The sequence below is a fragment of the Polynucleobacter sp. MG-27-Goln-C1 genome, assembly GCF_018881905.1.
Lineage (GTDB): Bacteria > Pseudomonadota > Gammaproteobacteria > Burkholderiales > Burkholderiaceae > Polynucleobacter.
In genome coordinates this window covers 398,400-415,087 of record NZ_JACVPM010000001.1, presented here as the reverse complement: position 1 = coordinate 415,087, position 16,688 = coordinate 398,400, and the positions used below count along the sequence as shown (strand labels likewise).

General features: G+C 45.5%; 9 protein-coding genes. 4 read left to right on the top strand and 5 right to left on the bottom strand.

Annotation, left to right across the window (positions count from 1 at the left end; genetic code table 11):
* Positions 1-2: 2 nt before the first annotated feature.
* A complete protein-coding gene (gene aceE, locus ICN14_RS02110) occupies positions 3-2,699 on the bottom strand; it encodes a pyruvate dehydrogenase (acetyl-transferring), homodimeric type (RefSeq protein WP_216224470.1) in 2,697 nt (898 codons plus the stop codon).
* A gap of 203 nt (positions 2,700-2,902) precedes the next feature.
* Between aceE and ICN14_RS02105 the strand changes: the two genes are divergently transcribed.
* The 4 genes from ICN14_RS02105 to ICN14_RS02090 all read left to right on the top strand — a co-directional run bounded on the left by ICN14_RS02105 (position 2,903) and on the right by ICN14_RS02090 (position 9,162).
* Positions 2,903-5,407: a PAS domain S-box protein gene (locus ICN14_RS02105; protein ID WP_216224467.1), complete on the top strand. Its 2,505-nt coding sequence runs from the start codon at positions 2,903-2,905 to the stop codon at positions 5,405-5,407.
* Between the two features lie 43 nt (positions 5,408-5,450).
* A complete protein-coding gene (locus ICN14_RS02100) occupies positions 5,451-6,098 on the top strand; it encodes a response regulator transcription factor (RefSeq protein WP_216224466.1) in 648 nt (215 codons plus the stop codon).
* A gap of 8 nt (positions 6,099-6,106) precedes the next feature.
* Positions 6,107-6,967, top strand: a complete 861-nt coding sequence (folD, locus tag ICN14_RS02095; protein WP_216224465.1) for a bifunctional methylenetetrahydrofolate dehydrogenase/methenyltetrahydrofolate cyclohydrolase FolD — start codon at positions 6,107-6,109, stop codon at positions 6,965-6,967.
* A gap of 68 nt (positions 6,968-7,035) precedes the next feature.
* On the top strand, positions 7,036-9,162 hold the full coding sequence (locus ICN14_RS02090; RefSeq protein WP_216224464.1) for a M3 family metallopeptidase: 2,127 nt from the start codon (positions 7,036-7,038) through the stop codon (positions 9,160-9,162).
* A gap of 73 nt (positions 9,163-9,235) precedes the next feature.
* Here the strand turns inward: ICN14_RS02090 and ICN14_RS02085 are convergent, their stop codons facing one another.
* The 4 genes from ICN14_RS02085 to ICN14_RS02070 all read right to left on the bottom strand — a co-directional run bounded on the left by ICN14_RS02085 (position 9,236) and on the right by ICN14_RS02070 (position 16,684).
* Positions 9,236-10,534: a lipase family protein gene (locus ICN14_RS02085; RefSeq protein ID WP_216224463.1), complete on the bottom strand. Its 1,299-nt coding sequence runs from the start codon at positions 10,532-10,534 to the stop codon at positions 9,236-9,238.
* An 80-nt stretch (positions 10,535-10,614) separates the two neighbouring features.
* The gene (locus tag ICN14_RS02080) at positions 10,615-13,752 is read right to left on the bottom strand and encodes an efflux RND transporter permease subunit (RefSeq protein WP_216224462.1); all 3,138 of its coding nucleotides are present in this window, start codon (positions 13,750-13,752) and stop codon (positions 10,615-10,617) included.
* A gap of 2 nt (positions 13,753-13,754) precedes the next feature.
* A complete protein-coding gene (locus ICN14_RS02075) occupies positions 13,755-15,008 on the bottom strand; it encodes an efflux RND transporter periplasmic adaptor subunit (protein WP_216224461.1) in 1,254 nt (417 codons plus the stop codon).
* Positions 15,005-16,684, bottom strand: a complete 1,680-nt coding sequence (locus ICN14_RS02070) for an efflux transporter outer membrane subunit (protein WP_216224460.1) — start codon at positions 16,682-16,684, stop codon at positions 15,005-15,007. Before ICN14_RS02070 ends, ICN14_RS02075 begins: the two co-directional genes overlap by 4 nt.
* Between the last annotated feature and the right edge of the window lie 4 nt (positions 16,685-16,688).

The window sequence follows — 16,688 nt, the reverse complement described above, 5'->3', positions numbered from 1 at the left end:
TATCAAACCGTCATTGGGTTTGGTTTAGTGATATCGATTTCATATTTCTTAATCGCTTCTGCTAGCTTTTGGCGATCAAGCTGACCAGCATCCACTAATGAACGTAGCGCTGTTAATACAACCCAGCGACGATCGACTTCAAAGAAATCACGTAATTTTTCACGAGTATCGGAACGGCCAAAGCCATCAGTGCCCAATACTTCAAAACGACGACCCATATGCTGAATTGCGGGACGAATTTGCTCTGCAAACAGTCGCACATAGTCAGTAGCAGCAACAATTGGGCCAGCAGTATCTTTAAGGCACTTCTCTACATGGGATAAAGCAGGTGCAGTTGTTGGATTGAGAAGATTATTGCGGTGAACTGCATTCCAATCTCGACCTAACTCTGTAAAGCTAGGGCAGCCCCACAGATCGGAAGAAACACCCCAATCTTTATGTAGGATTTCGGCGGCTTCAATGACTTCACGGAAAATCGTTCCTGAACCTAAAAGTTGTACGCGCAATTTCGCATTGGCATCACCAACGGCTTTGAGTTTGTACATACCTTTAATAATGTCTTGCTCTGCGCCCTTTGGCATTGCTGGATGAGCGTAGTTCTCATTCATCAACGTGATGTAGTAATAGACATCTTCCTGTTCGGCCAACATGCGACGCATACCATCCTGAATTACCACGGCAACTTCAAATGAGAATGAAGGGTCATAGCTGATGCAGTTTGGAATAGCAGCACTCCAAACCTGGCTGTGCCCATCTTCATGCTGAAGACCTTCGCCGTTCAGAGTGGTTCTACCAGCAGTACCGCCCAATAAGAAACCGCGGCTGCGCATATCACCTGCAGCCCAGCAGAGATCGCCAATGCGCTGGAAACCAAACATGGAGTAGAAGATGTAGAAAGGCAACATCGGCACGCCATGAGTTGAGTATGAAGTTGCGGCAGCGATCCAGTCGCACATACCACCTGCCTCATTAATGCCTTCTTGCAAAATCTGACCAGTCTTGTCCTCTTTATAGAACATCAGTTGATCATGATCTTCTGGGGTATAAAGCTGACCCAATTGATTCCAGATGCCTAGTTGACGGAACATGCCTTCCATACCAAAGGTACGAGACTCATCCGGAACAATTGGAACTACACGCTTACCCAAAACCTTGTCACGCACAATCGTATTGAGTATGCGAACAAAAGCCATCGTTGTAGAGATCTCACGACCCTCTGAAGTTGCTTCTAACAATGGTGCAAATACATCTAGAGCAGGAACTGGCAAGCTCTCTGCTTTCATGCGGCGTTGAGGCAAGTAGCCGCCCAACTCTTGGCGACGAGCTTTCATGTACTCCAGCTCTGCACTACCCTCAGCAAATTTCACTAAAGGCATTTCATCGAGTTGCTCATCTTTAACTGGAATCTCAAAACGATCGCGGAAACGACGTACATCATCCGCATTCATCTTCTTGGCTTGGTGGGCAATGTTCATTGCCTCACCCGAACCACCCATACCGTAGCCCTTAATGGTGTGAGCCAAAATAACTGTAGGTTGATTCTTGTGATTTACAGCTGAATGGAAAGCAGCAAATACTTTATGGGGATCATGACCACCACGATTGAGTTGCCAAATCTCATCATCACTCCAGTCACTTACTAGCGACTTCAATTCAGGAGTATTGAATACAATTTCACGAACATAAGCACCGTTCTTGGCCTTCATGGTTTGATACTGACCGTCTACAATTTCTCCAAGACGCTGCATCAAGATGCCTTTTTTGTCTCGTGCGAACAAGGCGTCCCAATGGCCACCCCAAACAACTTTAATTACATTCCAACCGGCACCACGGAACTCACCCTCCAGCTCCTGAATGATCTTGCCATTACCGCGCACAGGACCATCAAGACGCTGCAAGTTACAGTTCACAACAAAAATGAGGTTGTCTAACTTTTCACGGCCAGCCATACCAATAGCGCCGAGTGATTCTGGCTCATCAGTTTCGCCATCACCTAAGAAGGCCCAAACTTTACGACCTTCTGCCTTAATAAATCCGCGGTCCTGCATGTAACGCATAAAGCGCGCTTGATAAATAGCCATGATTGGACCAAGGCCCATAGACACCGTTGGGAATTGCCAGAAGTCCGGCATCAACCAAGGATGTGGATAGCTAGAGATACCATTGCCGCCAACTTCTTGACGGAAGTTATTTAATTGCTCGTCCGACAAGCGACCGAGCATATAGGCGCGAGCATAAACACCTGGAGCTGAATGCCCCTGAACAAAAATCAGGTCACCACCATGCTCAGGGGATGGCGCATGCCAGAAATGGTTAAAGCCAACGTCGTACAAAGTAGCTGCAGACTGGAATGAAGAAATATGTCCACCTACGTTGGTATCTTTATTAGCACGCAGGACCATCGCCATTGCGTTCCAACGTGTATAGGATCGAATTCGATGCTCAACGTTTTGATCACCAGGTAGGCGCGCTTGCTGCTCTACTGGAATCGTATTGATGTAAGGGGTTTCCGCATGGAATGGTTGGTTAACTCCATTCACACGTGCATGAGAAATCTGCTGGTCAATAAGATACGCAGCACGCTCAGGACCCTCATTCCGAATAACGCCATCTAGCGCCTGCAACCACTCTTGGGTTTCACCTGGATCCGCATCTTGCTTTCCTGCGCTACCCAAAATTTGATCTGGAACTGCTGCCATAAACTGCCTCCATTAGTCACATCGGTCTTATTTATTCACTCTATAGGCAACATTCTAGGAAGGTCTATGGGTGTAAACAAGCAATTTTCCACATAATGATAATATTTCTCACTATGTGGTATTTTGTTGCATCGCAATCAGATGTATGAATACAGCCAAATAGCCTAGAGAAAGGTGCCCATCAGGCAAAATAAGCGGATTACATGAAAAAAATCGTATTTTCAATCTGGCAACTTAAGCCTGTGAAATGGATCCGTCGAATACGGGGATTTAAGCTTGTCTACACACCATTAATAGCAATTGTTCTATTTACCGTGGTGATGGGTGTCATTATGGGCACCCTGCAGCTCCAGGAAAAGAGTCAGCAAGAAGCGGCGCTATTTAGAGAGCTCTCATTTGCCAAGCAACGCATTCAATTGCGATTTGCTAACAATACCGACGTACTTCAATCAATGGGGCGTGACTACGTTAGCGGCAGTGATGCTGCGAAGTCAAAAGATAATCTCATTATTCAAGCCGAAAATCTCTTGCAAAGCAATCATGAGATTGCGCAAATCGTCTGGATTAATGAAGTCAATGAGCGTCAGTGGAAAATTCCACTAGATAACTTAAAAACAGATTGGTTTAATAAAGCCAATAATTCAGGAATTCTTAATCAGGCTCTGAAAAAAACGCTGGAACTTAGTGCTGCTACTAATAGGCCGGCATTTAGTCAGTTCATTGCGCTTGAGGTCCCAAGCGATGAGTTAATCTCAAAAGAAATTCGGAATGTTTTTTGGCAAACGGTGCCTCAAATTTCTGGCAATGAAATTAAAGGGATGGTTGCCGTCTTATATACAACCCAGGGTTTACTTGAAATGATCCCAGGGGAACTCAAAGGTCAATATCGATTCACCCTAATTACGGATGACGATAAGGTCCTGGCAATTTCATCAGATAAAAATACACCCAAGCGTGCATTTAGCAATCAAACTAGTCTTGATATAGGTGTGCTTAGCCCGAACCTCAGTTTGCGTATTGACACTTATCCACCACCCACCAATCTAACTTTCAGAATGCTAATTGGCGTAGTGCTGGGCTTGAGTGCATTCGTGGTTTGGAGCTTATGGTCAGTACTCAAGCAAATGCAAGTTAGGCAAGAGGCTGAAGCCAATCTCCGAGCAGAAACTAACTTTCGTAGCGCAATGGAAAACTCCACTCCAGTAGGAATTCGTGCGCACGATATGAATAAGATGATCACCTACGTCAATCCCGCCTTTTGCGAGATGACCGGTTGGTCAGCAGATGAACTTATCGGACTTAGCCCGCCCTTTGCTTTCTGGCCTGAAGGCCAAAAGACTGAGCTTACTGAGAAAATGAATCAAGCTCTCAAGCTGGTGCTAAGCCAAGATAAGAAGCTTGGCATCGAGGGCTCAATCCTCCATCGCAATGGCTCAATCATTCAAACTCGCACCTTCATCTCACCCTTGATTAATGAAAAGGGTGCGCAAACGGGTTGGGTAACTTCATTAATTGATATTTCTGAACCAAAGAAAATTCGTGAAGAATTGGCAGCCTCACAAGAACGCTTCGTTACCGTTTTAGAAGGTCTAGATGCTGCAGTATCAGTTGTCTCCAACGAGACTGGGGAATTACTCTTTGCAAATCGCTTTTATCGTGAGCGATTTGGCGATACCGCTAAAGGTCATTTTGATTTGGCTAACAGCGATGTCAAACAAAATATCTTGCAGGCTCAAGCTGAAGGTGCGCCACCCTCTTCTCTGTATCAAGAAACAGAGTCAGAAGAAATTCAGTTGCTAGATGAGTCAAATGGAGCTTCAAAATGGTACGAAGTTCGCAGACGTTTCGTACCCTGGGTTGATGGACATTTAGCGCAATTACTCATTGCTACTGATATTACGATTCGTATTGAAGCCGATGATTTAGTGCGCCAACAAGAAGAGCGTATGCAATTTACTAGCCGCCTAACCACGATGGGTGAAATGGCCTCTTCATTAGCCCACGAATTAAATCAGCCTCTTGCAGCTATCTCGAACTATTGCATGGGTGTAGCAAAACGCTTGCAAGGTCACTTAGACCCCGTCATGCAGAAAGATATTCTTCCTGCATTGGAAAAAGCCTCCGACCAAGCACATAGAGCTGGCACCATCATTCAGCGTATTAAAGGCTTTGTAAAACGTAGTGAACCTCAGCGCAAATCATGCAATATCAGTGAAATTATTAATGATGCTGTTGGCCTCGTAGAGATTGAAGCGCATCGCCATCGACTAAGCATCGCTACTGAACTTGCCGAAAATCTCCCAATGGTCGACGTTGATCCAGTCTTAATACTGCAGGTACTTGTCAACCTTCTCAAGAACTCGCTTGATAGCTTGCGAGAGGTTTACCCCCTCTCCTCACGCTGGTCAGCCCCTCCAGTTCGGATTGCGGCAGATCTGGACACCAGCACCTTTCCTGCGATGTTGCGGATTCAGGTGACGGATGCAGGCTCTGGAATCGCCGAATCCGTCATTAAACGCATGTTTGAGCCCTTTTTTAGCACTAAAAACGATGGCATGGGCATGGGTTTGAATATTTGCCGATCTGTAATTGAGTCCCATCAGGGTCGTCTTTGGGCAAAAAATCACATGGACGCAGAACATACAAAGCTATCGGGCTGCACCTTTACAATACTATTACCCCTAGAATCCCCGGGCTCCAAGGGGTAATAGTTAATTGATGAATTTTTTAGATTGATCTGCGAGAGCCAATATGAATACCAGTGCTAGCACCAAACCCAATCAAGCTGAAGTGGTTTATGTTGTGGATGACGACGAAGCTGTCCGCGACTCCCTCACCTGGTTGTTAGAAAGCAATGGTTATGTTGTTCGCTGCCATGCAAGCGCAGAACGATTCTTGCAGTCACTGCAAAGCACAGATAAATCTACGATCTCTTGCGCTATCTTAGATGTGCGCATGTCAGGGATGTCCGGTCTTGAATTACAAGAACGTTTAATTAGTGAAAATCTGCCAATGCCAGTTGCCTTCATTACAGGTCACGGTGATGTCTCAATGGCAGTCTCCACCATGAAGCGCGGTGCAGTTGATTTCATTGAAAAGCCTTTTAAAGAAAATGATCTCTGTGGTTTAGTCGATCGCATGCTTGCTAAAGCACGCATTGATTACTCACAAGCAAGCCAACGTAAGATTACCCAAAGCCTCTTGAGTAAACTGACTGGCCGAGAGCGCCAAGTTCTTGAGCGCATTGTGGCAGGTCGTTTGAATAAGCAGATTGCAGATGATCTTGGCATCTCCATTAAAACTGTAGAGGCGCACCGCGCCAATATTATGGAAAAGCTCAACGTGAATACCGTTGCAGACTTGCTCCGCTTAGCACTCTCAGATCCACAACCTAATTAATTCCCCCTATGCCTGCACAGTTACTCGACGGCGTCGCCCTATCTAAAAAATTACGTGCTGAGATTGCAGCGCGTGGAGCTATCGTCACCGCCAAAGGCGTTAGACCTGGTTTAGCTGTGATTGTTGTTGGTGAAAATCCTGCTAGCCAGGTGTATGTCCGCAACAAAGTTAAGGCTTGCGAAGATGTGGGCTTTCATTCTGTACTCGAGCGTTACTCAGTCGAATTAGGCGAAGAAGAGTTACTTGCTCGCATCGCCACACTGAATGCCGATCCCGCCATTCATGGAATTTTGGTTCAACTGCCACTGCCTGAGCATATCGCAGCGGAACGTGTACTTGAGGCAATTGCCCCAGAAAAAGATGTGGATGGATTCCACGTAGCCAATGCCGGTGCCCTAATGGTTGGTCAGCCAGAATTTAAGCCATGCACGCCGTATGGTTGCATGAAGATCCTCGAGAGCATCGAATACCCCATTCGTGGCGCACGCGCAGTGATCGTTGGCGCATCTAATATTGTCGGTAAACCAATGGCAATGCTGTTGTTGCAAGCAGGCGCTACAGTCACGATCTGCAATAGTAAGACTCGTGACTTAGCTCACCACACTAAGGATGCGGATATTTTGGTAGTTGCTACAGGCAAACCCAAGATGATTACTGGTGATATGGTGAAGCATGGCGCGGTTGTAATTGACGTTGGTATTAACCGTATGCCTGATGGCAAGCTTTGTGGCGACGTGGATTTTGATGCAGCTCAATATGTCGCTGGCTGGATCACCCCTGTACCAGGAGGTGTTGGGCCGATGACTATCACGATGCTGCTGATGAATACCCTAGAAGCAGCAGAAAAAGCGGCGAAGCCTTCAAACTAAACCCCTCTGGTTTGCGCCTGATCAGCGTCTAATTAGCAAAAGTTTGCGTCGTCCATTAAGCTATAGGGATGACTACATCAACACTTTTAAAGCCCTCCGCTGAACTCCAAAAGAATCCTCTGATTTCATTCGGAAGAGGCATATGCACCTACTCCGAAGTAAAACCTTCAGACATTGAGCCTGCAATTGATTTTCTTCTGAAGCAAGCAGAAAAAGCGGTAGCTCATGCAGCCGATCCAAATACTCCAGCAAGCTGGGATGACTTACTTGAACCACTTGAGGATGCAACTGAATCCCTTGGCAGATCGTGGGGGGTCATTTCTCATTTGAATAGTGTGGCAGACACCCCGGAACTTAGAGTAGCCTACGGCGAGATGATGCCTAAGGTAACCGCATTTTTTTCAAGCCTAGGTCAAAATCTAGCGCTGTATCAAAAGTTTAAAGAACTTAGTCAAAGCCCTGCTTATGAAAAGCTATCTACAGCCCAGAAAAAAGTAATTGAAAACTCCTTAAGAGATTTTCGTCTTGGCGGCGCAGAGCTTTCCGATTCACAAAAGCCACGCTTCGCAGAGATTCAGGATGAACAAGCGCTATTAGGCAAGGCATTCTCTGATCATGTATTAGATGCGACAGATCACTTTGTGCACCACATTACCGATAAGTCTGATTTAACGGGCTTGCCAGAAGATGCTATCGCCGCTGCCGCTGATCTTGCTCAGCAAAAGAATCTTCAAGGCTGGGCATTTTCATTACATTTCCCATCCTACTACCCAGTGATGCAGTACTCCGAGAACCGGTCACTCCGCCGCCTCATGTATGAAGCCTATGTGACTCGAGCTTCTGAGCTAGCTCCTCAATACTCCCAAGGAAAAATGGATTGGGATAATACGCAGAACATGCTCGAGCAGCTGAAGCTACGCGATGAAGAAGCAGCCATGTTGGGTTTTAAAAATTATGCAGCCTTGAGCTTGGCTCCAAAAATGGCAAGTAATGCTGAGGAAGTCGACACCTTCTTAACCAACTTTGCACAAAAGGCAAAACCCTTTGCACTCAAAGACTGGCAAGAGCTTTCTGAGTTTGCCAAATCTGAACTCTCTATCACCGATGGATTAGAACCATGGGATATTGCTTTTGCATCCGAAAGATTAAAGCAAGAGCGTTACTCTTTTTCTGAGAATGCGCTGAAACAATATTTTCCGTTACCTAAGGTTTTAGAAGGCTTATTTGGAGTCATTCAAACATTGTTTGCAGTGAAGATTGAAGTTGCCGCCCTACCAACTTGGCATGCAGACGTACAGTCCTTCTCGGTTAAAAATGCTGACAACCAGATCGTGGCTTACTTTTACTTAGACCCCTATGCTCGACCCGGTAAGCGTGGTGGCGCCTGGATGGATGATGCGCGAGGACGTCGCGAGCTACCAAATAGTGAGATTCAAGTACCGGTTGCCTATTTAGTGTGTAACTTTGCACCGCCAGTAAAGGTAGATGGCGTTCTGCGACAACCGACAATCACACATGATGACGTCATCACCCTCTTCCATGAGAGTGGTCATGGCTTGCATCATCTATTAACGCAGGTAAGCGCCCTAGGCGTCTCTGGAATTAATGGTGTGGAATGGGATGCTGTTGAATTGCCAAGTCAGTTTATGGAAAACTTCTGCTGGGAATGGGAAGTCTTGGAGAAGATGACTGCCCATGCTGAAACTGGCAAGCCGCTCCCCAAAGAATTATTTAACAAGATGCTTGCAGCGAAGAATTTCCAAAATGGCTATATGACACTACGTCAGGTTGTGATGTCATTAACTGATTGGCGTCTGCATGCCAGCTTTGATCCGAAGAATGCACAAGGCCATGCCGTTCTGGATCTATCTAGGAGTATTGCGGATCAATTCAATGTGATTCCACAGCCCACCCTCTCCCGCTGGATCAATACCTTCAGTCATATTTTTGCGGGTGGCTACGCCGCAGGATATTACAGCTATAAATGGGCAGAAGTACTTTCTGCCGATGTTTATGCCGCGTTTGAAGAATCTGCAAAACTCACTGGTAGCGTACTTGATGCAGAAACTGGCAAACGCTATCGGACCGAAATTCTGGAGGTGGGCGGAAGTCGCCCTGCTGCCGAGTCTTTTAAAGCATTCAGAGGACGTGAGCCAAGCATCGATGCCCTATTAAGACATGGTGGCCTGGCTTAGAAATTTAATGGAAGTTAGTTGCCAATAAAAAACGCCCGAAGGTGGTTTTTTTTAACTGAGAGGCTTTGCCTCTTTAATTCTGTAAGCAAGCATTTGCCAGCGGCTTTCCTGCTACCCGATCTTTAACCCAGGTTAAATAGAACGGCTTAGACGTTCCAGGGGTAGTAAAGTGGGACTGCTCTCCAGGCAACTGCATTCTGCCAACATTGCCGCCTAATTTACATACTTGCTCCTGATAGAGCTTATGCATTATTGGCGGAACAGTAACATCTTTCGATCCAAAATAAATTTGCACGGGTGCAATAGGTTTTACAGTCCGCACGCCACCCTTCACCATTGCCTCAGTCCAAGCCAAGGTGTTTGATGGATTTTTCTTCAACAGGCTAGCGTAGCTTGAGCCATAAAGAAAATTAAATGTATCACTAGCCGCATGCATACATTTATTACTAAGAATCTCATCAACTACCTTTACACCCTCATCAGTAAAGACATCCGACAAACTCAGTTTAGGAAAAGCCGCTTGGGTACCCCAATAGAACATAGCTGCGTGGGTGAAATTAAAGATATTATCCAAAAACATCGTTTGTGATTCTTGGAAATATTTATCGGCAGCAGCTTGAGTTAACTTTCCAGCAGGAGCCAGTATTGAAATATCTTCAGGAGCTAAGGCAACGAATCCAATCATTTCAAGATTGTCAGAAGCAGTACCGGTTTGATTAATGTAATCAGGCATTCCTGCTAATGCGATTGCAGCACCACCACCCGTGGACCAGCCATAAATCAAGGTCTTTTTATTGGCGCCAGTTTCCTTCATGGAGCCAGCAGCTCGAGCACCATTGAGTGTATCCATGCCATTGGTTGAAGCAATCGTATATTGCTGCTTACCTCCTCCACCCAAACCTTGATAGTCAGAGGCAACAACAACATATCCTTCCTTAATAAATTCCTCTATTGCTGGAATTCCATAATCTGTCCAAGAATTTCCACCAAGCAAGAAATACTCATTCAAAGGCACTACGGGATCAAAAACCTGGGATGGTCCACAATTCTGTGCTGTACCTGTTGTGCCGTGACCCCATGACATCACAGGGCGTCCACCTGCGGGCACTGGTCCAGTAGGGGCTACGACCAAGCCAGTTGAGATTGTTTTGCGACCCGAAATATCAGAAGAAATATACGCAATCCTCCATGCTTGAGCACCTTTAACGGATGTTCTTACTGGCTCCCGCTTAATAACTTGCCCCAATTTTCCCTCAGGCGCCATCTTCATTACAGCAGCATAAAAAGGTTGCATTGGAGGGTCAGCAAAAACAGCGGAGGACATTGAGCATAGAGATACACCGAATATCAGCGCAGCGAGTAATTTTTTCATTTCAATATTTCCTAAGGATTGAATGGCGTAATTAATTGTAAAGATTGTCTAAGATGCATATATGGGGAAACCTGATCAATTTAGTTGACCTTATTAGACTTATTGGCCTTCTTATTGGCTCGCCTCTCAAAGAAGGTTTCGATTTCTACGTAAAAGATTGGGACCAAAGCTACTGCCAAGCAGGTAGAGGCAATCATTCCGCTAAATACCGTGATGCCTAAAGAGATGCGAGCTGCTGCACCTGCGCCAGTAGATAGCAGCAATGGCATGACACCCAAAATAAATGCGATGGAGGTCATGACAATTGGTCTAAATCGCTCTCTTGAAGCCTCTAGCGCAGCATCTACGAAACTCATACCTTTATGCCTGCACTCAATGGCGACCTCAACAATCAAAATTGAGTTCTTACATGAAAGCGCAATCATTAAAACTAGACCGATTTGCACATAAATATTATTTGCTAGGCCTGTAAGCAATAAAGCCACTACCGTTCCCGACAGGGAGAGAGGAACCGCTGTCAGGACAGCCAGTGGAGCAATCCAGGTTTCATATTGGGCTGCGAGCACCAGGTATACCAACAAGATCGATAGCGCAAAGATTAAGATCACGGTATTTCCGACTAAATCTTCTTGATATGACATTCCAGCCCACTGGAAAGCAACGCCATCAGGCAAATTCTTGGCCACTTGCTCTAGAGCCTTCATCGCCTCCCCGGAACTATAGCCATCCTTTGCAGCGCCTAGAACGGCAGCAGACGGATAAAGCTGGAATTGCGATGCAAATGCTGGTCCAGTAGTTTCTTTGACATCAATGAAAGATCCGAGCGGAACCATATTGCCACTCTTATTTTTTACATAGAGGCGGTTAACCTGCTCTATAGCACTACGATATTTCCCGTCAGCTTGAACATAGACTTGGTAGGTCTGACCATACTTGAAGAATTGATTGACGTAAGAGGATCCCAGGTAGGACTGCAATACATCATAAGCATCCCCGATTTCGACACCAAACGTTTCCGCTCTACCTACATTAAAACTCAGCTGGAGTTGCGGGACATTGTTTTGGAATGGCGTAAAGGCCATCATGATTTCTGGCTGTTTTTGTGCCTCATCAATAAAAGCCTTCGTAGCAGCATCTAACTTGGCAAAGTTATTGCTACCATCAGTGAGCATGAGTCTCATCTCAAAACCACCAGATAGACCTAAACCAGGAATGGCTGGGGGCAAGAGCACAAAGGATTTGAGCTCTTGAACTTGCTGAAGCCCTTCATTCATATTGTTATAGATTTCGCGGAGGCTTTCACCTTTGCCCCGCTCTTCCCACTTCTTCATGATGACGTATAAAGCGCCAGAATTAGACTGAGAACTGCTGTTGTTCAATAGATTAATACCGCCAATCACTACAACCGTTTCAACGCCAGGAACCTTCTTAATTACATCAACTGCTTTTTTCATCCCTTCTTCCGTTCTCTGTAAAGAAGCGGCATCAGGCAGGGTTGTTGAAACCACTAGATAGCCCTGATCTTCATTTGGGATAAAGCCTGATGGGACGAACATTAAACCGATGAGTGATGCCACGATAATCGCAATACCCACCATAGAGGCTTTGGCGCGATTTTTCATCAAGCCTTCAATCTTGTGCCCGTACCAAGTTGCTAGGCGATTGAAATACAAATCAAATTTTTGATAGAGCTTATTTTTAACTAGGTTCGGATCAATCGGCTTTAAGTACTGGGCTGACTGAGTTGGCTTTAAAGTAATCGCATTAATACCGCTAATTAAAGCCGTTGCTGCAATCACTAAAGCAAACTGACGATACATCTGTCCGGTGATACCGGCAATGAATGAGGCGGGAATAAACACCGCCATTAGGACCAAGGTAATACCAATAATTGGACCCATCAAAGCAGTCATCGCATCAATGGCACCCTGTTTTGGATCTTCGCCCTCTTCCACCTTCTTCGATACCGCCTCCACCACCACAATCGCATCGTCAACCACAATACCGATACATAAGACAATTGCAAATAAGGTAAGTAAGTTGATTGAGAAGCCGAGAGCGGCCATACAAGCAAATGCGCCAATAATGGTCACAGGCACTGTGGTTGCAGGAACCAGCGTGGCACGCCAGTTCTGCAAGAAAATCATAATCACGAGCAGAACTAAGATGCCTGCCTCATACAGTGTTTTATAAACCTCATGAATGGAAGCCTGGACAAACATCGTGGTATCAAACGGAATAGCCCAAGACACCTCCTTAGGAAGTGTCTTGGCGATACTTTTCATCTCATCTTGAACCGCTTGTGCAGTAGCAATCGCATTAGCTCCAGGCATTTGATAGATTGCGATACCTCCAGCAGGACTGTCATTGATCTTGAAGAATTGACTGTAATTCTGGCTACCCATTTCAATTCTGGCAATGTCACGCAAGTAAGTAATGGCGGCCTTGCTACCCGACTTGACTACAATTTTTCCAAACTGTTCAGGGGTTGTCATGGCACTCGTGACATTGAGTGTCAGCTGAAAATCTTGGCCCATGGGTGTTGGTGGGGCACCAATTTGACCCGCTGTGAGCAAGACGTTTTGCTTATTAATGACAGCAATCACATCACTTGGCGTGAGATTGCGCATCTTCAGCTGAGCAGGATCCAGCCAAACTCGCATGCTGTAGTTACCAACACCAAACACATTAGCTGCAGCTACGCCTGGTAGGCGCGCCAGGCGCTGTTGTAGTTTCAGGTTTGCGAGGTTACTTAAAAATAAGCCGTCATGATCAGGATTAGATGAAGTCAGAGTGACGAACTGCAGAATGGCAGTAGATTGTGTTTTGGTTGTGACGCCCTGCTTTTGTACTGCCTGAGGCAAAGAAGGCAGCGCAATGGCTACCCGGTTTTGCACGTTCACCTGGGCTAAATCAGGGTCTGTGCCAACCTTAAACGTAACAGTGAGGGTGTAGTTACCGTCATTAGTGGATGCAGACTCCATGTAGAGCATCCCATCAACGCCATTCACCTGAGTTTCAATATTGCTAGCAACCAATTGCTGCACTAGAGTCGCACTTGCCCCCGGATATCTGGCAGTCACCTGAATGGTAGGCGGAACAATGTTGGGATACTGGGCAATCGGCAAACTATTAATGGATACTGCCCCAATCAATAGCATGACTAGAGCGATCACATTCGCCAGTACCGGCCGTTCGATAAAAAATTTAGATAGCATGGTTATCGAGCTGGCATTGCCTCAAGCGTAACTTCTGTTGGTTTTGCTACCTGATTAATGCTCAAGTTAATAAAGCCATTAATAACCACTTTATCGCTAGCAGTTAAACCCTTGCTAATCTCAACGTATTTCTCAAAGCCTTGGCCCAGGGTGATGTCTTTACGTTGTGCACGCATAGCATCATCCAAAACAAAGACATAGTCACCCACTTGATCCGTCATCACAGCAGTCTTGGGCAACAACAACGCCTGCCTTGGTTCGCCATACTGGGCCATCACGCGAGCATATAAACCTGGGATTAACTGGTAGTTCTCATTCTTAAAGATTGCCCTCAATTGCAGGGATCCAGTATCAGTTGAAATTAAATTAGCGGCGTAATCCAATACACCTTCATGTGGATAACCAACTTCGCTTTGAAGTCCAACAAAGATAGGCAATGTATTTACTTCAGACTTACGCTCCATATTAGGATCTTGGATTTTTTGAAACTTTAAAAAATCCCTCTCATTAATGGAGAAGTAAACATAAATTGGTGAGATTTGCTGAATGGTAGATAGTTGAACACCTTTTGTAGTGGCATCTAGATATGCACCCACATCCAACAAATGCCTCCCCATCAGACCATCAAAAGGCGCCCTGATTTCGGTATAGCCTAAATTAATCTTAGCAAGAGTGAGATTGGCTTCAGCCTGCTGGTATTGGGACAATGCTTTATCAACAGCCGCCTGAGAAGTTGCATTTTCTTTAAGCAAAGATTTCTGACGCCCATACTCGCTTTTGGCTTCGTTATAAATGGCTTGCTTTAACTTCACCTCCTGAATGTAGGGATCTTGTTCAATCACAAATAATAGATCGCCCTTCTTCACCATAGCTCCGTCAGCAAATCCAATCTTGGTGAGGTAACCCTTAACCCGTGCATCAAGATTGACGGTGAGATATGGATCCACTAAACCGTCAAATGTTGCAAAACTACGAATCTCCTGGGAAAGTGGCTGCGCAGTTGTTACTGGAGTCGGAGACCGCTTGACTTCTTTGCCGCAAGATTTCAAACAAACCAGCAAGATCAAGGCGAATAGAACGAATAAAGATATTCCGATTGTCCGCGGTTCAAGTTTCTTTTTAAGAATAGGGATCTCAACTGTACTTAACTTTGCAAGAAATTCATTCCATTTAGCTAAGAGTGATCTCCATAGCGTCTCAAGTTGACGCCACAAAGGCATGAGCAAAATTTTAGTTTTTATTAATAAGTCTTTCATGGCGCTGCACTTCCCTGGGTCGGCGGAATAGGTGTATTTACTTTGACTGGAGCAATATCTTGTGAGGGATTTGATGGATCTGGGGCGTCTACCAATATCTTGCTTGCCTTAACTGTTAATGGATCGCCTGTCCTCGTAAGAACTGAGCCCCAATCTGTACGGTCGGTCATATCTGAAATCATCTGGTCGGGCAACTTAGGGGGATTCATATCCGCAGTCCAGCCGCCACCAAGGGCCTTAAATGCTCCAACATATCCGATGAGCTCGTTTGATGAAGTTTGGACAAAAGAGTTTTGAATATTTAATAAAGATTGCTGTGCAGTAATCACCGTGGTGTAGTCATTCTGCCCTGCCTTATAGCGCTCAAGAGCCAAATCTGCAGCACTTTGTGCCGCAATAACACCGCGACTTAAATCCTCTTTCGAGCTCTTAGTTGTAGAGATTGTGATGAGCGAATCCTCAACCTCCTTCTGTGCATTCAGGACTTGATTTTGATAGGCCAGCAGACTCTGCTGAAAAATAGCATCCTGCACGCGAACCTGATCCACAATCGCACCACGATAAAACAGCGGCAAATACAGTCCAGCAGTAACCCCAGAAGCGCTATTACCCCAACTAAATAAATTAGCAGAGGTTAAATTTCCGTAATTGGAATTGGAATAGCCAAAAGTTCCGCCCAGGGTAAATGTTGGGAATAGCTGCGCCTTACTTACTCCAATCAACGCAGATTTAGAGGCGGCATCAAACTCTGCCTGAAGAACGTCGGGGCGACGGCGCAGCAAATCTCTTGGCATACCAACACCTAGCGCAATTGGCGGCTTGAGAGTTCCTTTGGTATTCCCATAAGTCTTTTCGTAATAATCCGGGGTTTCGCCTAACAAGATACTCATGGCGTGCTGATTTTTTCTTAAATTGGCAATCAAACCTGGTATCTGAGCCTTGGTTTGCTCGTACTGCGATTGCGCCTGACTTAGATCGAGCATCGAGGTGGCGCCATATTTAAAACGAGCTCCCGCAATGCGCAAGCTTTCTTTTTGTAAAGCCAAATTGGTTTTTGCGACAGCGATCAACTCTTCATAGTTGCGAATATTGATATAGGTATTAGCAACATCTGCAGTTAAGGAAACATCAGCCGAGTAATAAGCAGCAACACCAGATAAATAGGATGTCAATGAGCTTTGAATTCCACGACGACTCTTTCCCCAAAAATCCAACTCCCAGCTCATTTGAACTAAGGCATTTCTAGAGACTAAATTATTAGAGTCATTAATCGCCTCTTGTATTGCGCTATTCCGGTTATTTGCATACGCGGCGCTTAAATTAGCGGAAGGTAATAGAGCGGCATCACTGACCCCAAGTTGGGCTTGCAGTTGGTATATCCGAAGTGCAGTTTGTTGCAAAGTAAGATTTTGGGCTGTAGCCTGCTTTAGCAGGGTATTTAGCGTTGGATCATTGAAGCTCTTCCACCAATCTACAGGATCCAGAATCTTGTTTGAATTCTCACCCAAAGACTCTGTAAATTCAGTTTGAGCTGATGATTTGTATTGATCGGGGGCCTTGACCGGAGGTCTTGAATAATCTGGCCCCACCATAATGCATCCAGCCAGCATACAAGTGCTGACGATCACGGATACATTGGTATTCAAGAGCTTAATTTTCAAAACTGTTTGCTTCATTTAA